Annotated in this window: 19 protein-coding genes; 7 read left to right on the top strand and 12 right to left on the bottom strand. The window is 63.9% G+C overall.

The window, feature by feature from the left end:
- Positions 1 to 840, bottom strand: an 840-nt coding sequence (locus RIC54_RS19750; RefSeq protein ID WP_350151352.1) for an ABC transporter substrate-binding protein, incomplete at its 3' end; no start/stop codon positions are given.
- Between the two features lie 220 nt (positions 841 to 1060).
- On the opposite strand from RIC54_RS19750, the gene RIC54_RS19745 reads away from it, so the two are divergent.
- A complete protein-coding gene (locus RIC54_RS19745; protein WP_350095660.1) occupies positions 1061 to 2641 on the top strand; it encodes a helix-turn-helix domain-containing protein in 1581 nt (526 codons plus the stop codon).
- A 64-nt stretch (positions 2642 to 2705) separates the two neighbouring features.
- Here RIC54_RS19745 and RIC54_RS19740 read toward each other — a convergent pair whose 3' ends face one another.
- The 5 genes from RIC54_RS19740 to RIC54_RS19720 form a co-directional block, all read right to left on the bottom strand.
- The gene (locus RIC54_RS19740) at positions 2706 to 3740 is read right to left on the bottom strand and encodes an extracellular solute-binding protein (RefSeq protein WP_350151350.1); all 1035 of its coding nucleotides are present in this window, start codon (positions 3738 to 3740) and stop codon (positions 2706 to 2708) included.
- A 37-nt stretch (positions 3741 to 3777) separates the two neighbouring features.
- On the bottom strand, positions 3778 to 4593 hold the full coding sequence (locus RIC54_RS19735; RefSeq protein WP_350095664.1) for an ABC transporter permease: 816 nt from the start codon (positions 4591 to 4593) through the stop codon (positions 3778 to 3780).
- Positions 4586 to 5479 (bottom strand): ABC transporter permease, encoded by an 894-nt coding sequence (locus RIC54_RS19730; protein ID WP_350095666.1) that lies wholly within the window; start codon positions 5477 to 5479, stop codon positions 4586 to 4588. Before RIC54_RS19730 ends, RIC54_RS19735 begins: the two co-directional genes overlap by 8 nt.
- Before the next feature lie 61 nt (positions 5480 to 5540).
- Positions 5541 to 6686: an ABC transporter ATP-binding protein gene (locus RIC54_RS19725; RefSeq protein WP_350095668.1), complete on the bottom strand. Its 1146-nt coding sequence runs from the start codon at positions 6684 to 6686 to the stop codon at positions 5541 to 5543.
- A gap of 306 nt (positions 6687 to 6992) precedes the next feature.
- The gene (locus tag RIC54_RS19720) at positions 6993 to 7478 is read right to left on the bottom strand and encodes a hypothetical protein (protein WP_350095670.1); all 486 of its coding nucleotides are present in this window, start codon (positions 7476 to 7478) and stop codon (positions 6993 to 6995) included.
- Between the two features lie 10 nt (positions 7479 to 7488).
- Here RIC54_RS19720 and RIC54_RS19715 point away from each other — a divergent pair, with 10 nt between their 5' ends.
- Complete coding sequence (locus tag RIC54_RS19715) at positions 7489 to 7626, top strand: hypothetical protein (RefSeq protein ID WP_350095672.1); 138 nt, start codon at positions 7489 to 7491, stop codon at positions 7624 to 7626.
- Between the two features lie 416 nt (positions 7627 to 8042).
- On the opposite strand, the gene RIC54_RS19710 is transcribed toward RIC54_RS19715, so the two are convergent.
- Both RIC54_RS19710 and RIC54_RS19705 read right to left on the bottom strand, forming a co-directional pair.
- Positions 8043 to 8165 carry a hypothetical protein gene (locus RIC54_RS19710; protein WP_350095674.1) on the bottom strand — a complete coding sequence of 41 codons (123 nt, stop codon included), beginning with the start codon at positions 8163 to 8165 and terminating at the stop codon, positions 8043 to 8045.
- 75 nt (positions 8166 to 8240) lie between these two features.
- Positions 8241 to 9170: an IS1595 family transposase gene (locus tag RIC54_RS19705; protein WP_350095676.1), complete on the bottom strand. Its 930-nt coding sequence runs from the start codon at positions 9168 to 9170 to the stop codon at positions 8241 to 8243.
- A gap of 495 nt (positions 9171 to 9665) precedes the next feature.
- On the opposite strand from RIC54_RS19705, the gene RIC54_RS19700 reads away from it, so the two are divergent.
- Complete coding sequence (locus tag RIC54_RS19700) at positions 9666 to 11456, top strand: flavin-containing monooxygenase (RefSeq protein WP_350095678.1); 1791 nt, start codon at positions 9666 to 9668, stop codon at positions 11454 to 11456.
- A 3-nt stretch (positions 11457 to 11459) separates the two neighbouring features.
- Here the strand turns inward: RIC54_RS19700 and RIC54_RS19695 are convergent, their stop codons facing one another.
- Together RIC54_RS19695 and RIC54_RS19690 are read right to left on the bottom strand one after the other, a co-directional pair.
- Positions 11460 to 12434 carry a CobW family GTP-binding protein gene (locus RIC54_RS19695; RefSeq protein ID WP_350095680.1) on the bottom strand — a complete coding sequence of 325 codons (975 nt, stop codon included), beginning with the start codon at positions 12432 to 12434 and terminating at the stop codon, positions 11460 to 11462.
- A gap of 6 nt (positions 12435 to 12440) precedes the next feature.
- The gene (locus RIC54_RS19690; protein WP_350095682.1) at positions 12441 to 14045 is read right to left on the bottom strand and encodes an amidohydrolase family protein; all 1605 of its coding nucleotides are present in this window, start codon (positions 14043 to 14045) and stop codon (positions 12441 to 12443) included.
- A 183-nt stretch (positions 14046 to 14228) separates the two neighbouring features.
- On the opposite strand from RIC54_RS19690, the gene RIC54_RS19685 reads away from it, so the two are divergent.
- Genes RIC54_RS19685 through RIC54_RS19675 form a run of 3 tightly spaced genes read left to right on the top strand, consistent with a single transcriptional unit; the run spans position 14229 to position 16502 of the window.
- A complete protein-coding gene (locus RIC54_RS19685; protein ID WP_350095684.1) occupies positions 14229 to 14795 on the top strand; it encodes a TetR/AcrR family transcriptional regulator in 567 nt (188 codons plus the stop codon).
- Positions 14792 to 15694, top strand: coding sequence for an esterase/lipase family protein (locus tag RIC54_RS19680; RefSeq protein ID WP_350095686.1), 903 nt, complete (start codon positions 14792 to 14794; stop codon positions 15692 to 15694). Before RIC54_RS19685 ends, RIC54_RS19680 begins: the two co-directional genes overlap by 4 nt.
- 55 nt (positions 15695 to 15749) lie before the next feature.
- Positions 15750 to 16502, top strand: coding sequence for a hypothetical protein (locus RIC54_RS19675; RefSeq protein WP_350095688.1), 753 nt, complete (start codon positions 15750 to 15752; stop codon positions 16500 to 16502).
- Positions 16503 to 16530: 28 nt separating this feature from the next.
- Here RIC54_RS19675 and RIC54_RS19670 read toward each other — a convergent pair whose 3' ends face one another.
- Both RIC54_RS19670 and RIC54_RS19665 read right to left on the bottom strand, forming a co-directional pair.
- On the bottom strand, positions 16531 to 17103 hold the full coding sequence (locus tag RIC54_RS19670; RefSeq protein WP_350095690.1) for a PAS domain-containing protein: 573 nt from the start codon (positions 17101 to 17103) through the stop codon (positions 16531 to 16533).
- Positions 17087 to 18196, bottom strand: coding sequence for an enolase C-terminal domain-like protein (locus tag RIC54_RS19665; RefSeq protein ID WP_350095692.1), 1110 nt, complete (start codon positions 18194 to 18196; stop codon positions 17087 to 17089). Before RIC54_RS19665 ends, RIC54_RS19670 begins: the two co-directional genes overlap by 17 nt.
- Positions 18197 to 18372: 176 nt before the next feature.
- Here RIC54_RS19665 and RIC54_RS19660 point away from each other — a divergent pair, with 176 nt between their 5' ends.
- A complete protein-coding gene (locus RIC54_RS19660; protein ID WP_350095694.1) occupies positions 18373 to 19233 on the top strand; it encodes an isocitrate lyase/PEP mutase family protein in 861 nt (286 codons plus the stop codon).
- The last annotated feature ends 99 nt before the right edge of the window (positions 19234 to 19332 follow it).

Raw genomic sequence — 19332 nt, 5'->3', positions numbered from 1 at the left:
CTGAACCGCCTGGGTCAAGGAATTGACCATGTCCTTGCCGTAGTGGTTCAGGATCAGCACGTCGGCGCCGGAATTGAGCACCGGCGTGATGTACTGCGAGAAGTCGCCGGCGCCCAGCGGGGTGCGCACCGCCTTGACGGTGTTCCAGCCCAATGCCTCGGTGGTGTTCTTGATCGACTCCTCCTGGGTCCATCCCCAGGTGTAGTCGGCGGTCAAGTGATAGGCGTTGCGATCGGTGCCCATGTTCTCCTTCAGCACCGGACCGAGCGCTGCGCCGGACATGTAGGCGTTGAAGAAGTGCCGGAAGCCGTAGCGCTTCTTGTCCTTGCCGGTGGTGTCGTTGGAGTGTGTCAGGCCGCACATGAAGATGACGCCCATCTCCTGGGCAAGCGACTGGACGGCGACCGCCACGCCGGACGACGAACCGCCCGAGAACATGATGACGCCGTCCTTTTCGATCATGCGCTTCGCGGAGGCCCGCGCCGCATCCGACTTGGTCTGGGTGTCGCCCGTGACGTACTCGATTTTCTTGCCAAGGACACCGTTCCCCTTCAACGAGAGCGGGGTCATGGTGTTCATCAGGCCGCCGTCGCCCTCGCCGTTGAGGTGCTTGACCGCCAACTGGTACGCCCGCAGTTCGTCCGCACCTTCATCGGCATAGGCGCCGGTCTGCGGAACGTTGAAGCCGAACTTCACGCTCTTGGCGCTGCCCGGGTTGTTGCGGAATTCCTCAGCCCATGCGCCCTTGATGAAGAAATTCGGTGCCGCCAGGCCGGCTGTCACCGCAACGCCACCCTGGAGCAGTCGGCGACGGTTCACATTCTTGTCGAAGATGGTCATGTGGATCCTCCCTCTCGATGAGCCGTACGCCACGCGCCCTCGCATTCACGGGGCATCTTGATCGCGCGCTCTATCGAAGGCAGGGTAGCCGTGTTGAAAATAGTATCAATAACTACTTGAAAAATAGCAGATATTTTGTCAATAATCGTTCGTTAATATTCACTCAAGTGTCAAGATGTGACAACCCGTCGCATCAGAACCCGGTCGGAGCTCCCCACCGATGGCCCGTCAACTCACCGGCTACCGGATCCGCGAGAGGCGACGGCAGCTCGGCCTGACGCAGGCAGGCGTCGCCAAGCAGGTCGGCATCTCGCCGTCCTATCTGAACCTGATCGAAGCCAACAAGCGCGCCATTGCAGGCTCAATCCTGCGGCGGATCACCGAACTGCTCGACCTCGACCCCGAGACGCTGACCGGCCGTGCCGAGCAGCGGATGGTCGATGACCTGGAGGAGTTGGCGGCGGAACCGATGCTGCGCGACCTCGGGCTCGACCAGAGGTCCACCGGCGAGTTGATCGGCCGGCATCCAGGCTGGGTGAATGCACTCCTGACATGCTGGCGCGCCTACCGCGACCAGGCGCAAACGGCATCGGCGCTCAGCGACCGCCTGAACCAGGATCCAGCCCTGGCCGACGCGGTGCACCAGATTCTGACCCACGTGACGGCGGTGCGGTCGGCCTCGGAGATTCTCGACGCCAACGACGACCTGGAGCCGGACCGCCGCCGCCGGTTCAACCACATAGTGTCGACCGAAAGCGCACAGCTTTCCGATGTCGTTCAGGCCCTGGCAACCTTCTTCGACAAGCCGCACACCCGCACGCGGTCGGTGACCGCAGCCGAAGAGGTCGATGACGTCATCATCGAACGCGGCAACCATTTTCCGGGTCTCGAGCAGGCTGCCGACGACCTGGCACGTCGGGTACGCGGCCACGGCGATGTGCCGCTGAGCGCGCTCGCCGACTATCTGAAACAGGTACACCAGGTCACGGTCACCAGCCAGGCCCCGACGAACACGGGCGGCATCCGGTTCCGCAACCTGTGCACCTACGATCCGGATACCCGTACCCTGGTGTTCCTGGACCATGCGTCGATCCCGACCCGGCAGTTCCAGATGGCCCGGCTCGCGGCGGAGCTTGGCGCCCGCGACGCCATCGAGGCCGAGACTAAGGACCCACTGCTGACGTCGCCGTCGTCGCAGGCGCAGGCGTTCCGGGCATTCGCCTCCTACGTCGCGAGCGCACTGATCCTGCCCTACGAGCGGTTTCGCAACGACGCGGTCGAGGTTCGCTATGACATCGAAGTGCTTCGCCAGCGCTACAACGCGAGCTTCGAACAGATCGCCCACCGACTGGTCGCGCTGCGACGCCCCGGCCAGGAGGGGGTCCCGTTCGGGTTCCTGCGCGCAAACCCCGCCGGGTTTACCACCAAGCGCTTTCCCTTGCCGGGGCTGCCGTTACCGCGACACGGGCATGGCTGCCCGTTGTGGGCAATCTACGGGGCCTTCCAGACTCCCGGCCGAGTGCTGCGCCATGTCGTCCAGTTCCCAGACAACGCCCGCTATCTGTTCGTTGCCGGAACGGTGGTGAAACAGCCGGCAACCTTCCACGAACCGTCCGTTCCGTACGCGGTGATGCTGGCCTGCGACGTGATCCATGCCGACCAGACGGTGTACGCCGACGGCCTCGACCTCAACGGCCCCAGTCCCGCCATCGTTCCGGTCGGACCGTCCTGCCGGCTCTGTCCTCGCCTCGACTGCCTGTACCGATCAGAGGAACCGATCGTCGGCCGCCCGGCCGCCTGATTGCACAAACAGAAACGAGCCCTCGCGTTGGCGAGGGCTCGCATCGGCCGCCCCTGATGGGCGCTTACTTCTGCAGTTCGGTCCAGATCGCCGTGTAGAGATCCTGGGTCGCCTTCGGGCACGTCGGCAGGAACGTGCCGGCCGCCTTGTAAGCATCAGGCACCACGATCTCCGGCGCAGTCTTCATCTCCTCGGGCATGAACTTGTCCGAACCGGCAATGCCGTTGGCATACCGGGCGAAAGCCGAGATCAGCGCGGCATTCTCCGGATCCATGATGAAGTTCTGGAACAGCTTGGCGTTCTCGACGTTCTTGGCATCGGCCAGCACAGCGACGGAGTCCATCCAGACCGGATAGCCTTCCTTCGGATAGCCGTAAACGACCTTCGGGTTCTTCAGACGGGCCCGGAAGGTGGAACCGTTCCAGTTCACCGTTGCCACCACGTCCGAGTTCGACAGCTTCTCGGTCATGCCGTAGTCCATCGACCGCCACTTCGGCTTGGCCGCGGTCAGGATGTCGCGAACCTTGCGAAGCAGATCCTTGTCGTCGGTGCACGGCTTGCCGCCGGCATACATGATCGTCAACGCCATCACGTCGGCCATTTCCGGCACGACATTCACTTGACCGACCAACTCCTTAGGCGGATCCAGGAAAATCGCCGAAGTGTTCGGGTCGCCGGCATAGGCGCTGGTGTTCACGGCGACGCCGGTCGTACCCCACTGCCACGGAACCGTGTAGTGACGGCCCGGGTCCCACGAAACATCGACCCACTTCTTGTCGACGTTCTTGAAGTTCGGCATCTGGTCGGGCCGGGTTTCGAGCAACAGCCCTTCCTTGATGAAAATCGGCACGTAGTTGGCGGACGGCACCACGATGTCAAAGCCATGTCCACCAGCCTTGACCTTCGTCAGTGCCGTCGTATTCGAATCATAATCGGTAATCGTGACCTTGACTTTATGCGTCTCTTCAAACTTCTTGATCAGTTCAGGGTTGGTGTAGTTACCCCAATTATAGATATTCAACTCACCTTCAGCCATCCCCGATCCGGCCGAAGCTAAAAGAACAAGCGCCGAGAGAGCGCCACCGAGCTTCCAAGACATGTTGAGCCTCCGTTTTTGTTTTCTTGTAGTAACCAGTCTACCTCCGTTGCCGGCTCAGCACAAAAAACGCCGAGACCAGCAGAACGGTCACCGCGAGCAGTGCCGTGGAGATAGCATTCACTTCCGGCGTAACCGCGCGTCGAAGCTGCCCAAGCATATAGGTCGGCAGCGTGTCCTGACCCGCGGACTTCACGAACTCCGTTATGACGACGTCGTCGAGCGATACGACGAAAGCAAGCATCGCCCCTGCAACGATGCCCGGCGTCATCAGCGGCAGGGTGACAAAGCGGAACGTCCGCCACGGCGTGGCGTACAGGTCGGCCGCCGCGGTTTCGTAGGCGAGATCCATCCCTTCCAGCCGCGCGCGGATAGGCAGGTAGGCGAACGGCACGCAGAAGGCCGCGTGCGCCGCCACCAGGTAGGCAAGCCCGCTGTAGCCGGTCGCCACCTTGATCATCGCAAACACGATCAGCAGGGCGACCGCCGTCACGATCTCCGGCACCATCAGCGGCTGGTTGATGATGGCGTATATGGCGAGCCGGCCGGGGAACGCTCCGGTACGGGTGGTTCCGATCGCCGCCATCGTCGCAACCACGGTGGCGATCCCCGACGCCAGCGTGGCAATGACCAGCGACCGAACCGTCGCCTCCTGAACCTGTATGTTGTCCCAGGCGCTCGCGTACCATCGCCAGGAGAAGCCCTCCCAAAGTGCGACGGATTCCCCGGCGTTGAACGAGTAGATCACCAGGGTGACGATCGGCGCGTACAGAAGGACGAAGCACAGGAAGGCAATCGCCGTGAAGCCGGGAATCCGGCGAACCGAGAACGGGTGGCGGCGTGCTTGTTCAGCCACGGCTCTCGCTCCGGTTGACGTTGCGCACGTACACCATCAGCGCGATCATCACGATGACGAGCAAGGTCAGCGACAAAGCCGCGCCAAGCGGCCAGTTGCGCCCCTGGCCGAACTGCAACTCGATCAGGTTGCCGAGCATCATGTTCTTGCCGCCGCCAAGCACCCTGGGCGTCACGTAGGCACCGAGCGACGGTATGAACACCAGGATCGAGCCTGCAATGATTCCGGGCTTCACCAGGGGGATGATCACGCGCCGGAGCACCTGGATCCGCGTCGCGTAGAGGTCGTAGGCTGCTTCGACCAATCGGAAGTCCAGCCGCTCCATCGACGCGTAAAGCGGCAACACCATCAGCGGCAGGTACACGTACACCATGCCGATCAGCACCGCGGTGTCGGTGTAGAGCAACTGGATCGGGGTCTCGATCATCCCAAGCGACATCAGCGTGCTGTTCACGATCCCCTCGTTGCGGATCACTTCCATGATCGCGAACGTCCGGATCAGCAGGTTGGTCCAGAACGGGATGGTGATCAGGAACAGCCAGAGCGTGCGTTGCTGCGGCGGTCGGGTCGCCACGAAATACGCTGTCGGGAACCCGATGATCAGAGCGACGAAGGTGGTCAGCAGCGACAGTTTGGCCGAACGCCAGAAGATCCGCAGATGAGCGTCCGCCAGACTGACCGTGTCGTCGAAGATGTCGCGGTGGAGGATCACCCGGTACCAGGCGTCGCCAGACAGCTCCCAAACGACACCGCTGTATTCACCCGGCGTCAGCACCGAATAGAGAATGACGACCAGGAGCGGGCCGGACGCCGCCAGGAACAACAAAGTCAGCGCCGGCGCGGACAGCAGCCAGTTGCGCCGAACTTCGGCCGCACGGCTCGCCACCTCGCCCGGAGAGGGAGAATATGTCGGCCGAATCTGTCGTGTTGGATCGGCGGCTGTCATCTCAGTCCCTGAGCACGCGAACAGCCGACGGCGCGAACGCCACGTCGACGGTCTGACCGACGCCAAACTGCAGGTCGGACGCGGAGCCGTTCTGGACCCGGGCCACCAGTTCGTCACCGCTGTCGAGCCGCACATGATAGTGCGTGTCGGTGCCCAGGTAGACGACGTTGCTGATCGACCCGGGCAGGCTCGATCCTGACGTGTCGGAGGTCAGCCGCACGTGCTCCGGTCGAACAACCAGCGTCACCGTCTCCTGCGGTGTCATCCCCGCCGGCAATTCAGCGTCGAGTTCCAGCCGCTTGCCCAGGCGCAAGCCGACGCGGTCCGCCGTGGCGGATCGAACCTCGGCGGTCAGCGTATTGGTCTCGCCGATGAAACCGGCGACAAACCGGTTTGCCGGGCGCTCGTAAATATCATGCGGACTGCCGACCTGCAGAACGTGCCCTTCGCTCATGACCGCGATCCGGTCCGACATGGTCAGAGCTTCTTCCTGATCGTGGGTGACGAACACGAAGGTAATGCCGGTCTCGTGCTGCAGCCGCTTCAGCTCGATCTGCATCTCCTTGCGGAGCTTCAGGTCCAGGGCCGACAGAGGCTCGTCGAGCAGCAACACCTTCGGCTGGGGGGCGAGCGCCCGAGCGAGGGCCACGCGCTGCTGCTGGCCGCCGGAGATCTGGGAGGTCAGGCGGTCCTTCATCGCCTCCATCTTCACCATGCTCAGCATGCGGTCCACGGTCTCGGAAATCTCGGCCTTTGGACGGTCGAGCATCTGCAGGCCGAACGCTATGTTCTGGGCGACCGTGAGGTGCGGGAACAGGGCATAGCTTTGAAACACCGTGTTTACCGGGCGCCTGTACGGGGGCAGTTGGGAAATGTCGGACCCGTCCAGCAGGATCGCTCCGGAACTCGGATGCTCGAACCCGGCGATCATCCGCAGCAACGTGGTCTTGCCGCAGCCCGATGGCCCGAGAAGCGTGAAGAACTCGCCTTCACGGATTCCGATCGACACCGCATCCAGCGCGGTGATCATGGAATCCCCACCGCCAAACACCTTGGAGACGTCGATTGCCTCGATCATCAGCGGCATGCTTTTGGAACTTCTATCGGAACCGATCAGTACACTCTCCTCGCTGACCTGCTGCTGCACAGACAGCCTCCCCATCAACCGTCAACGGCCAAGAACTCGTTCTATTCCTATAGAGACGCCATACAAATCATCACCTGTCTCTCCTTCATCAGACGGCAATCCCATTTTCCGATCGATGAAAGAAACACCCAATCTCGATGGTCTACGGGTCGACATTTTGCGAACTTCAACGCAGATCTCTGCCTGATAGAATCGATACTAGCCGGTGAAACTGCCGGCTGTCATGCTTGGGCCGGAAATAAACGCGCCGGGGATCGGCAATTATATACGTGACGTACCTAGATGCGACCGACCAAGGAAGATCAATCAGTTGCCGGATGCGCGGGGCACCAGTCGAGCAAGCAGCTTGAGGAGGCTCTGCTCGACAGCCAGCGCCTCTGCAATCAACTCATCGAGGTCCGCCGCCGTTACCAGCCGGTCCACTATGACTTCGCTGCGCTGGAGGTCGATGGTTGCGACCATGACGGTGCCCGGCTCAGATTTGTCGGTGCCCCATCGCCCATGGACGAGCGCATTGCGCTCACCCTGAAAGGCCTTGGCAGCATCGAGGATCTCGCCGATCTCCTTGGCTATCGCCGGGGGCGCACTTCGGATAGCGAGCAGCGTGCGAACCCAGTCCATGAGGGTGGACACCGCTATCCGCTCGGTCACCAGGTACAGGGGGCCACGGTCGCCCCTCATGAGCGTGGCGAACAAATCGCCGATGAGCCCTTCGACCCTGCCGCTGACGACAACAAGCGCGCCAAGGCGCTGAAGTAACTTCGGCTCGATTTGGCGCGTGTCATTCACCATATTGAGACCCATGGACCAGAAGCCAGACAAGCAGCAGGCCCCCGACGAGCGCGAGCGCGACGAGGTGCTTCGGGTCATGTTGAAGACCCCGCCGAAGCCGCACAAGCCGAAGAACGCTGGACAGGCGAAAGACACGAAGGCAGATTGACCCTGCCGCTCCCAGCGGGTCCGAGACTACTTCCGCTTCTGGCGGGGAGATTCGCCGTCCCTCGCGGTCGGTCAATCCGGGTGAAGGGCCACGCTGCGTAGCGCGGGATGAGTCCCTTCCACGCTCGCCCGTCGCATCGGCCGCTGACCCTGCGCCTTCCAAGTCGGTAGGCTCGTCGCTTCCGCGACTTTCCCCGCGGGTAGGAGAGAAGCCCCCGGCCGGGCCAGCATCGCTCTCAACGAAGACGGGGGCCGCGACGGCGGCCCCCGCTCCAACTCAGGTGAGCAGAAGCGCCGCCAGGATCGCTAAGCGAACCAGTGCGGCGGCATCTACCTTGATCACGATGGTGATCATGGGAGACCTCGTGTTCCGAGGCCCGCCGACGGGCTGTTGATGGCCCGACTGATATCAGTCACTCAACTCGCGTGCACGATGTCGCTCGGCACGAGGCGGAAACGCCCGATGTCGCCCGGCGGCGGCGAAAGCGCCCGATTGAGCCCGGCGGCGGCCTTGGCGGCGGTGGAGCCCGAAACCTCCATCGCCGACCTCTTCAGTCTACCCGATTCCTGCTGAGAAGGCGCCTCAGAACCTCATCGAACGGCAGCACGCGCCCCTTAGGCTCGCGCTTCGTCAGTCCGCCGATAGGTGAGGCGCTTGCCGCCGATGCCCTTGAGAGCCGCAACGGCGCGGTCGCCGTCCTCGACGCCGTGCTTGGAGCGGTTGTTGTAGCGGAAATCGAACTCGGCGACGTAGCGGTGAAGATGCGCCTCGCTGACGTGGTGGTACACACCAACGATGCCGCGCTTGAGGATCGAAAAGTAGTTTTCTGCGGTGTTGGTGTGCATGAAGCCGCCGAGCCGCACGTACTCGTCGGCTGAGTGGTTCACGGTGCCGTGGTTGGCGAACTCGCGGCCGATCTTCGGATAGACTGGAGACTCGTCCGTCATCAGCATCGACTTGCGGCTGATGTGCGTGACCAGGATCGGGCGCAGGGTCTTCGCGTTGACGTTCGTGATGTGCATCGAGCGCACCTTGCCGTCGCGCTCCACCAGGGCGACGACGGCGTGCTTCTTCGGCGGCTCCTTGAACGCGCGGTTCTTCGCCTTGCCGCCGACATAGGTCTCGTCGACTTCCACGACCTTGTTCGGCCCGCCCATACCGCCCGGCGGCACGGTGCGCTCGGCCATCGCCTCGCGGATGCGATGCGCCATGAACCATGCGGTCTTGTACGTGACCCCGAGCATGCGGTGTAGCTGGTGCGCCGACATGCCCTTCTTGGACGACACCAGCAAGTGCGTCGCCAGCAGCCACTTGGTCAGCGGGATCTTGGAACGCTCGAACACCGTGCCGACCGTCACGCTGAACGGTTTGGTGCAGGCGTTGCACTTGTAGACGCCCGGCCGGGTGCTCTTGCCTTGAAGCTTGGTGATGTTCTCGACGGAGCCGCAGTGCGGGCAGATCGGGCCTTCGGGCCACTGGATCGACTCCAAGTGCTCGCGGGCGGCGTCAACGTCGGTGTAGATCGGATTTGTGAGGTCAAGCATGGCAGAGCGCCCCAATGTTCTCTACATCCCCGAAGGGATCGTGCTGCGGCTTAATGCGCTGAGCCTGCCCGAAAATGTTGAGCTGCTTCCGCTGGATAGGTCTCGGTCAGACTGCAGTACTGGCACGTCAGTTCAAGCCGCCCCGGACCAGCAACCGCAACGCTCCCGTCGCTAGGATCTTCGGCGAACAGGATGGGGTTCTGGCAGCCCCGGCACATCACGCCGAGGTAGGTCTTTCCGGACTTGGCTTCTGACATGCGTTCCTCCCCTGTCCCCCTCGATATGGGCAGGGCGGGTTAGTACGTCAAGTATATAATTGCCCGGGGATCACGATCGACATCCCTCCCAGCGGGAGTATCGGAGCTTTGGGCGAGCGTACCTGATTGTGCATGGTTCCATCGCTCAGGGCGCACGAAGCGGCGCCGTTCCCGCATTTTCCCGAAGCGCCGGCGTGGGTACAGTGGTCTGCATCCGCATACCGGAGAAGGCTCGACGATGAACTACGACCTGCGCCAATCGACGGCACCACAGGATCTGGCAGCGCATTGGCTCAGGGCATTTGACGATGCTTTGGCACGTCGGGACTCCGCGGCAGTGGCGGCTCTATTCCAACCAGGCGGGCATTGGCGCGACGTTCTGGCGTTCACCTGGCACATTCAAACCGTAACCGGGGCGTCGGCGATAGCCGACGCGCTGGCTGGAACCCTGGCGGTCACCCGGCCAAACCACTTTCGCCTGCCGGCGGACCGCACCGCGCCGCGATCCGTGCGACGTGCCGGCACCGAGGCGATCGAGACGATCTTTGCGTTCGAGACCGCGTTCGGCTCCGCCCTCGGCGTTGTTCGGCTCGTGGCGGATGCGGACGCGCCCGGCCAGGTTCGGGCCTGGACGTTGTCGACGACCCTGGAGGCGCTGGACGGACTTGACGACAGCCCGGCCAGCCAGCACCGACGCCTCGGAGCCTTCACGCGCGAGTTCGGCGGCGAAAACTGGCTGGACCACCGCAATCGGGCCCGTGCGTATGCGGATCACGACCCGGCCGTCCTGGTGGTCGGTGGCGGGCAGGCCGGCCTATCGGCAGCGGCGCGCCTGACCCATTCCGGGATCGACACACTGATCATCGACCGGCAGGAACGGATCGGCGACAACTGGCGCAAGCGGTATCACTCCCTGACGCTGCACAACGAAGTGCACGTCAACCATCTGCCCTATATGCCGTTCCCACCAACCTGGCCGGTGTTCATCCCCAAGGACATGCTGGCCAACTGGTTCGAGGCGTATGTCGAGGCAATGGAGCTCAACTTCTGGACCGGCACCGAGTTGGTCGGCGGCTCCTATGATGAGAACGCCAGGCACTGGACCGTCACCGTGCGCCGCTCCGACGGGACCGAGCGGACAATGCGCCCGCGTCATGTGGTGTTTGCAACCGGGGTCAGCAGCATCCCGCACTATCCGGACATCCCGGGCCTGGACACGTTCGGCGGCACCGCCATGCACTCCGGCCGGTATACCGACGGCGCCGACTGGAAAGGCAGGAAGGCGCTGGTGCTTGGAACCGGCAACAGCGCCCATGATGTCGCCCAGGACCTGGCAGCCAGCGGCGCCGACGTCACCATGATCCAGCGCAGCGCGACCTACATCGTCAGCTTGAAGGAAGCGCAGAAGGTCTACGCGATCTACTCCGAAGGCATCCCGATGGAGGATTGCGATCTTTTGGCGACCTCCATGCCCTATCCGGAACTGATCCGCGCCTACCAGTTGTCCACCGCGGAGATGCGCGAGGTCGACAAGCCATTGCTCGACGGGCTGACCAAGCGCGGCTTCCGGCTCGATTTCGGCGAGGACGACACCGGCTTTCAGATGAAGTACCTGCGGCGGGGCGGCGGCTACTACTTCAACGTCGGCTGCTCCGACCTGATCGTCGACGGCACCATTGGCCTGATCCATTACGCCGATATCGAGCGGTTCGGGCCGAAGGGCGCGCAGATGCGCAACGGCGACATAGTGCCGGCCGACCTGCTGGTCCTGGCCACCGGCTACAAGAACCAGCAGGACGTCGTGCGCGCCAATCTGAACAGTGACGTCGCGGACCGCATCGGGCCTGTGTGGGGTTACGACGACGGCGGCGAGTTGCGCAACATGTGGCGGCGCACCGCCCAGCCTGGGCTGTGGTTCACTGCCGGCAGCCTGGCGCAGTGCCGGATCTACTCCAAGTACCTGGCCCTGCAGATCAAAGCCTGCGAGGAAGGCCTGATCTCGCCAGAGTTGCCTGAACCGATCGGATAACGCTCAGGTCTCCGCCAGCGTCACTCCGTGGGGTCCGCACACTTCGTCCAAGTCGGTCGCACTGAGATCCTGGACGATCACTACCACGGCCCCGGGCGTTCCCCCCACCCCAGCCGGCATCCGCAACGGCGGGCTGAAGATCGTGCCGACCGCCTGAACCAGCACCGCGCCGTCGATCCCTGCGACACCCACCAGCCCTTTCACCCGCAGCAGGCGGTCGCCGCAGCGGGCGGCCAGATCTTCGATCCACAGGGTCACGGCGTCCCAATCGCGATCCGGCGGTATGGTGGCGAGAAATACCCCGATACGCGGATGGCGCATCGAGCGAAGCCCGCCGATGGCCGCGGGGACAACGGGTGCCGCTGGCGCTGGGCTGCGGCTGGAGAAAGCTGCGCGCGCCCGCGCCGGCCGGTCCGGCTCGGCCACCACCACCGCCAGCGAGTTGAGTGCTTGGACAGCCGCGCTCCCATCGGCCACCGATGCCGCGTCCGGAAGATCGAGCTTGGTCAGGACCACCGACTGGGCGGCGGCCAGTTGCGCCGCGGCCTCCTCGAAATGCGCCGCGTGATCGCCGCCCTGCCCGGCATCGAAGGTCGCCAGAACACGCACACGGAAGTCGAACGCTCCGAGATCCGCCAGCGACCGGATGATCGGCCCGGGCCGCGACAGCCCGCTGCACTCCAGGATCATTCGGCGAAACGGCGGCAGGCCTGTTTCACTGCGGTCGTGCAGGAGGTTCTGAACGGTTCCGACCAGTTCGTTGCCGATCGAACAGCACACGCAGCCGTTGGCCAGCATGGCCACCGGCATGCCGCTCGCCGCTCCGGCCACCACCACGCCGTCGACGTCGATCATGCCGACATCATTGACCAGGACAGCAGTGTCGGCCGCCTCCGGAAGCGCCAGGAAGTCGAGCAACAGGGTAGTCTTGCCGCTGCCGAGAAAGCCGCAGAGGATGTGGAAGTCGGTTCCCGCCATGCCGGGTCAGGGTACCGGCAGTTCCGGCGACGCAGCGCGGCTCTCCGCAACCATCTCGCGGATATCCGCCAACAGTTCGTCGACGTCGTAGACCACCCCGTTGCGGATCGTGTAGCGCAGCGCCCGTGGCCATTCGACCTTGTTGTTCTCCTGGTTCAGTCGCATTGCGCCGGTGCCGTAAAGCAACTTGAAGTCGGCCAGCGGGTTCTGGTCGTGGATCAGCAGGTCGGCGGCCTTGCCGACCTCGATGCTGCCGACTTCGTCGTCGATATCAAGCAGTTCGGCGCCCTGGATGGTAGCGGCGCGCAGCACCTCCAGAGGGGTGAACCCGGCTTCCTGCAGCAGCTCCAGTTCGCGGATGTACCCGAACCCGAAGGTTTGGAAGATGAAGCCGGAATCGGACCCGGTACAGACCCGGCCGCCGCGGTTCTTGAACTCGTTGATGAACTGCATCCACAGCCGGTAGTTCTGCTTCCAGTCGACCTCGTTGGTTGTCGACCAGCGGTGCCAATAGCTGCCGTGGCCACCGCCGTCCGGCTGGTAGAAATTCCAAAGGCTGGCGTAGGTGTAGTCGCGATGCCAGTCGGCCCGGCGGGTGCGCATCAGGTCGCGGTTGGCATCGTAGATCGAGAAAGTCGGAACGAAGGTGAAACCAAGCTCCAGGAACTCGTCCATGACGTCGTTCCATTTGGCGCTGCCGGGCTGTGCCGCCTGCCGGAAGGTCTGTCCCGCGAACGAGAACCGGAAGTACTCGTCGCCATAATCGTAGTCCGGCGTGTAGTCCTGGATGATCCGGTTCTCGAACAGCGATTCGGCCAAGCCGTAATAGTGCTCCTGGCTGGTCAGTCCCCAACGCGCACTGGTCATCGTGCTCATCCGGGTCACCGCCTGCTGGGCGTGGTGGCAGCCGGAGCGCAGGCCGAGCGTGCGGCACTCGTCGAGGGCCGCCTCCATGATCGCCGGCGGAGCACCGAAGAACTTCACGCCGTCGGCGCCGCGCGCCTTCAACGCCCGCAGCCACTCCCGCCCCTGGTCGGGCGTGTGAATGATCTTCAGCATGTCGTTGACGGCCGGAAAGTACGAGTAGGCCAGGATCCGCGGTGCTGCGATCTCGTTGGCCTGCGACCGCGCCTTCTGGTCCAGGGTCCAGCCAAGTCCGTTGAAGCTGCCCATCTCGCGCACCGTGGTGACACCATGCGCCAGCCACAGCTTGAAGACATAGTCGGCCGGCGCCATGGGGCCCGACAGCGCGTGATACGGCACGCCGATATGGGCGTGGCAATCGATGAAACCTGGCGTGACGAACTTGCCGCGGCAGTCGATCTCATGGTCGCCGGCAGCCGGCCGGCGCGCGTCGGCAGCCAGCTTGCGCGGCAGGCCAACCTTCTCGATCGCGACGATCCTGCCGTCCTCGACCACGATGTCGGCCGGGCTCCACGGTGGCGCGCCGGTGCCGTCGATGATCGTGGCACCGCGCAGCACCATCCGCTTGAACGGCCCGGCGCCGCGGTCCCGATCCCTCGCCTTCTCCAACGCCGGCATGCCGGCGGCGTTCAGCTTGCGGATCCGCTCTTCACCGACGCCGCTGGTGTCGTCCTGATGGGCTGTCATGGTTCGAAGTCCCGGTATCGAATGGACGGGGCAGGAAAGACTGACCGCGCCGGATGAGGAGACCGAACGGCAAGGGCGCGCTGAGATCCGATCATAGCCGCCAGACCGGACCGCTGTGAAGTTGACGCGGCACCAATTCGTCAATACTGTAAGTGAATATTCACTTGTAACAATCAAATCGACATGCCACGCCGTCCCGATACCCGAGACCGCATCGAGCGGGCCGCCGTTTCCCTGTTCGCGAGCAAGGGCGTCAACGCCACGACCACCAAGGACATCGCAGCCGAAGTCGGGATCTCCGAGGGTGCGATCTATCGCCATTTCAAGGGCAAGGACGATCTGGCCTGGGCCCTGTTCTCGACCCCGTACTTCGAACTCGCGACCCAGATCGATCAGATTGCGGCTGGGGCCGCGACGTTCGCCGTTCGTATCGACCGGATGGTCGATCTGTTTTGCACCCTGTTCGATCGGGACGCCGATCTGTTCGCCTTCATCCTGCTGTCCCAGCACGGTCTGCTGCCCCGGATCACCGAGGGCATGCCCAACCCGGTTGAGAGCCTGCGACGGATGTTCCAGTCGGCGATCGACAAGCAGGAGTGCATCGGGGCCGACGCAAACCTGATGGCGGCGATGGCACTGGGCCTCGTCACCCAGCCAGCAACCTTCATTCTTTACGGCCGCCTGACCCGACCCATGATTGATCTGGCGCCCACCCTGTCCAAAGCCATTAAATTGGCGGTGATGCGATGATGCAGAACGCATGCGACCATCAAGACATCTGGACACGCTGCTCGGGTCTGATGGCGAGCCTTGCTCGATCCTCGATCCCGACGCTCGGCGGCCGGCACTTCTGGCGCGATGTGGCGGTCGGCCACGAACACCGCATCCAGCAGCACGTCTGGACGACGCATCACCGGCTGCTCGACCGCCACGACCGGCGAGTGGCCAGTGGCAGCCTGGAGGCATGCCGGACAACGGCTCGGCTTCGCTTCCCGCACCGCACGGCGTCCAACGGTACGCTCATCGTCATGCTGCACGGCCTGTACCGATCAAGGCACTCCGTTCATCGGCTTGAGCGACAAGTGAACGACGCCGGTTGGAGCACCATGGCGCCGAACTATCCGAGCGGGCATGCGACAATCGCCGAGTTGGGTCAGTGGCTGAACGAATTCATGGCCGGAATCGTCGGATACGACCGCGTGATCTTCATCACCTACAGCCTGGGCGGCCTTGTGCTGCGCAGCGCGTTTGCGCATGGAACCGATTGGATGGCTCGCATGTCGGTTGCCGGCATCGTGCAGATTGGCACCCCGAATCGCGGCGCTCAGATGGCAGGGCTCATTCGGACCCTGCCCCCGGGCAATCGAATCTCCGGCCCCGCAGCGCGCGAACTGTGCGAACCGCTCGACCTGCCTGAACCGCCGCCGGATATCCCAGTGCTGGTGATCGCCGGTGGTACGAGCGGTCACTGGGGGTTCAATCCCATCCTGGAAGGCGACAACGATGGCGTCGTACGGGTGGCCGAGACCCGGCTCGACCGCGACCACGACTTCGAACTGATTCCGACCCTTCACGGCCTGCTGATCGGGCACCCGCACACCGAACTATCGGTTCGATCCGCGTTGGCGACCTGGGGTATGAACGACTGACGGTCGGGGGTTTGGTCACCCTGGATCGTTGACGCACGGGCAAGGGACGCCAGCCATGGAAATCGATCCACGCGCCATAGAGGAACATGCGGCGCATGCCGCCTACCGGATCATGAACACACGGCAGCACGCCTGGCCGTTTCCCCACCTGCTGTTTGAAGATCTGCTTGCGCCGGAGCTGTTCGATGCGCTTCGACGGATCGACGTGCCTGAAACGGCATTGCACCAGCACGCCCCCGGTGAAGGCGTGGCCAGCCGGGAAAGTCACCGGTTCTCAATCACCGTAACCCCGGACACATTTGACGATACCAAAGCGATCGCACCGGCCCTGGCCGCTGCGTTTGCCGTCCTGATGAATCGGCAGGTGGTCGGTGCCCTTACGCAGCGGTTCACCAAGGAACTCGAAAGCGAGTTTGGTACGATCGATCTCACGCTCAGGCCCGGCGCCATCCTGCTCGAAGATCGCAGCGGCTATGAACTTCTTCCGCACACCGATGTGGCACGCAAGGCGCTCACATTGATCATGTATTTGGCGTCTGACGATGCAGATCCGGCTCTGGGTACCGAGTTGTACGCGTTTCGCGGCGGCGCTGACGATCCACCCGTTGATATCATGCAGAAGCGTGTCGCACGGCAGTGGTTCAATCGGGTCACGACGGTTCCGTATCGGCCCAACTGCGGTCTCGCGTTCGCTCCGTCGAAAAACACTTTCCACGGAGTTCGTCGGGTACAATCCGACAACGCCGTGCGACGGGTTCTCCAGTTCCAACTAAACGTGGATGCGGCAACCGCTAGCCGGCGCCGATGACATCGAGACCGCCGTCTCGGCCGCCAGATCAAAGCGTTCGCGCACCCGGGATATTGCCGACGAGCAACCGGTCTATCCGGCCTCTGGGATCGGCGAACGGCAGGATGAGGCGGTCCCACTGGGTTATCTGAATGGTGTGGTGCGTGGTGTGACGTGCCAGGAGCGAGCACCGCCGGACCACCACCGCCCGGTAGGTCGCGAGGAAGTATGCCGCCACCATTGGCGACGGAACCTGCGAGACCCGCTTGCCCGTCAGTTCCAGTCCACCCTTCTCGGCGATGATCGAGCCGTACACCCGATACAGGAAGTCGTCATCCGTCCCGGTTGGCTCCAACAGCATGACGTATCCAAGGGCAGGCTTGAGGTCGAGCGCGTCGATCCCGCTGGAGAGCGGCAGGCGGTCAGCGCTCGCTCGCCGTCGCCAGTAATCATGCAGAAAGCGCAGATGCTCGCTCTCCAGATCCACGTCATCGGGCTGCCACTTCAGCACCGGGCGTGGACTGCTGATCGCCTCGAACAAATCGTACATCGCCTCGAACCGGCCTTCGACCAGTTCCGCAGCCGCCCGTTCGGCGGTCAAGACGCTACGACAGAATGCCAATGGTCTTCGCCTGGATCAGTTCAAAATCGATGACGGCACCCAGGCCGGGCGTCGACGGCGCGTGGATGAAGCCTTGGGCGTCGGGCTCCAGATCGTCGATGATCGCATACTTCTGCGCCTGAGCCGGCAGCAGGACCTCGAAGAACTGGGTGTTCGGGATCGACAACGCGACGTGCAGGTTCGCCCAGTTGTTCAGCGAGTTGCCGCCGTGGTGGATCTCGTAGTTCATGGCGAACGCCTCGGCCAGATGCGCGGTCTTCAGCAACGCCGTTATCCCGCCTTTCACCGCCACGTCGCCGCGCAGATAGTCGGTCGCCTTGTTCAGGATCCACGGCGCGTAATTGGTGAAGCCGCCCGGCGAGTACTCGGTCGCCATCAGCGGTATGTCGAGCTTCTCGCGCAGCTTGATGCAGCCCATCAGGTCGTCGTCGGCCAGCGGATCCTCGTACCAGTAGAACCCGAGCTGCTCGATCGCGCGGCCGACCTTGATGGCGTGCTCGTACTTGTACGACCAGGTCGAATCCAGCATCAGCCGGTATTCCGGGCCGACGGCGGCGCGCACCGCCTGGCAGATCTCGATATCCTCCTGCCAAGGGCCGGGCGGGTGGATCTTGTAGGCGGCCCAGCCGCCGTCACGAAAGCCGACCGCCTCCTCGGCATAGGCTTCGCGCGACGCCAGCACCGCCGACGAAGCATAGGCCGGGATTGACTCCCGATAGGCGCCAAGGTGCTTGTACAGCGGCTGGCCGCTCGCCTTGGCGGCAATATCCCAGAGGGCAACATCGACCGCGCCGATCGCCCGCAGGGTGACGTACCGGCCGCGCTTCTGCATGGCACCGTAGATGGCCTCGCGGTCGCGCGGGTCGCGCCCCATGACCAGCGGTTTCAGCGCCCGCACCAGGGACGGACCATCCTGGTCGGCCGGAAACATCGCCGATCCGAGGAAAGCATGGCCCTCGATCCCGTCGTCGGTGCGGATCGTCAGCAGCCCAAGGTTGCTCTGCCCTGCGAAGGTGCCGGTATGCCCGCCGTAGCGGGTCGCTGGAATTCCATCCCAGGCGAACAGGGTGATGGTCAGGTCGTCGATCTTCATGCTCAGTCCCCCGCCGGTCCGCATCCAGAGTGGCCGAACCAAGCCGCGATGTCAGCAGGACCATCGTCGCTTAGGCAACGAATGTAGCACGACTGCCATCGCAGAGCGTCCGCTTGCCGCCCGCCGGAACGCTGCCTATCGTCGTCGCCGAACATCCAGATGAGGGAAATGCCGCCATGAACGCGCCTGATCGCCTGCGTGCCTTGTTGACCGAGCCCGGCCTTGTCGTAATGCCGGCGGTCTGGGACGGACTGAGCGCCAAGCTCGCCGCCGAAGCCGGCTTCAAGACCGCGTTCCTTTCGGGTTCATGCGTGGCGGCCAGCCGATTGGGCGGCCCCGATCTCGACCTCATTTCGTTCGGCGAGATGTTCGACTCGTTCAACATGGTGCACGGCGCCGCCCCGCAGACCCTGGTGCTGGCCGACGGTGACCACGGCTACGGCAACGCCATGAACGTGCAGCGCACGGTCCGCGCCTACGGCCGGGCCGGGGCAGCGGCCGTGCTGATCGAGGACAAGATCACGCCGCGTGCCCTGACCTCGGCCGGCAAGCCGTGCCTGTCGCGCGAGGAAGCCCGCATGAAGATCCGTGCCGCGGTCGAGGCCGCCAAGGACTCCGGCATCCTGGTGCTGGCCCGGACCGACTGCCGACCGACCAAGGGAATCGACGAAGCGGTTGCCCGGATCGAGATGTACGTCAACGAAGGGGCCGACATCCTGTTCCTCGACTCCCCGGCCGATGACGACGAGGTCCGCCGCGCAGTCGCCGCCGCCGGCGGTAAGCCATCGTTCGCCGTGCTGTCCCCCGGCGCGCCTCGGGCGACACCGTCGCAGACCGAAGCCCTGGCGCTCGGCTTCAAGATCGGTACCTACCCCACCGGCATGCTGTCGCCGGCCGTCGCCGGCATGAAGGCCGGTCTGGCGGCATTGGCCGCCGGCAAGGCGGAGGCGACGAGCGCGATGCCGCCGGCCGAACTGCGCACGACCCTGGGCTACCCGGACTACGACGTGCAGGCCAAGCCGTTCACCATCCCGTAACGGAGATGACGCCCAGCGCGCCCGATGCAATGCGGCAGACGGGCGCGCCGCTGCCGCACCTCAGTCGAATAAGGCGGTCCCGTCAGCCGATCACCATCC

This window comes from Thalassobaculum sp. (assembly GCF_040219215.1).
Taxonomy (GTDB): Bacteria; Pseudomonadota; Alphaproteobacteria; order Thalassobaculales; family Thalassobaculaceae; genus Thalassobaculum_A.
This window is presented reverse-complemented; position numbering and strand designations above follow the sequence as displayed.

Excerpts from the sequence above, each read along its gene's own strand:
- RIC54_RS19745 (WP_350095660.1), top strand. The coding sequence starts at position 1,061 with ATGGCCCGTCAACTCACCGGCTACCGGATCCGCGAGAGGCGACGGCAG.
- RIC54_RS19740 (WP_350151350.1), bottom strand. The coding sequence starts at position 3,740 with ATGTCTTGGAAGCTCGGTGGCGCTCTCTCGGCGCTTGTTCTTTTAGCT.
- RIC54_RS19720 (WP_350095670.1), bottom strand. The coding sequence starts at position 7,478 with ATGGTGAATGACACGCGCCAAATCGAGCCGAAGTTACTTCAGCGCCTT.
- RIC54_RS19715 (WP_350095672.1), top strand. The coding sequence starts at position 7,489 with ATGGACCAGAAGCCAGACAAGCAGCAGGCCCCCGACGAGCGCGAGCGC.
- RIC54_RS19710 (WP_350095674.1), bottom strand. The coding sequence starts at position 8,165 with ATGGAGGTTTCGGGCTCCACCGCCGCCAAGGCCGCCGCCGGGCTCAAT.
- RIC54_RS19705 (WP_350095676.1), bottom strand. The coding sequence starts at position 9,170 with ATGCTTGACCTCACAAATCCGATCTACACCGACGTTGACGCCGCCCGC.
- RIC54_RS19700 (WP_350095678.1), top strand. The coding sequence starts at position 9,666 with ATGAACTACGACCTGCGCCAATCGACGGCACCACAGGATCTGGCAGCG.
- RIC54_RS19695 (WP_350095680.1), bottom strand. The coding sequence starts at position 12,434 with ATGGCGGGAACCGACTTCCACATCCTCTGCGGCTTTCTCGGCAGCGGC.
- RIC54_RS19690 (WP_350095682.1), bottom strand. The coding sequence starts at position 14,045 with ATGACAGCCCATCAGGACGACACCAGCGGCGTCGGTGAAGAGCGGATC.
- RIC54_RS19685 (WP_350095684.1), top strand. The coding sequence starts at position 14,229 with ATGCCACGCCGTCCCGATACCCGAGACCGCATCGAGCGGGCCGCCGTT.
- RIC54_RS19680 (WP_350095686.1), top strand. The coding sequence starts at position 14,792 with ATGATGCAGAACGCATGCGACCATCAAGACATCTGGACACGCTGCTCG.
- RIC54_RS19675 (WP_350095688.1), top strand. The coding sequence starts at position 15,750 with ATGGAAATCGATCCACGCGCCATAGAGGAACATGCGGCGCATGCCGCC.
- RIC54_RS19665 (WP_350095692.1), bottom strand. The coding sequence starts at position 18,196 with ATGAAGATCGACGACCTGACCATCACCCTGTTCGCCTGGGATGGAATT.
- RIC54_RS19660 (WP_350095694.1), top strand. The coding sequence starts at position 18,373 with ATGAACGCGCCTGATCGCCTGCGTGCCTTGTTGACCGAGCCCGGCCTT.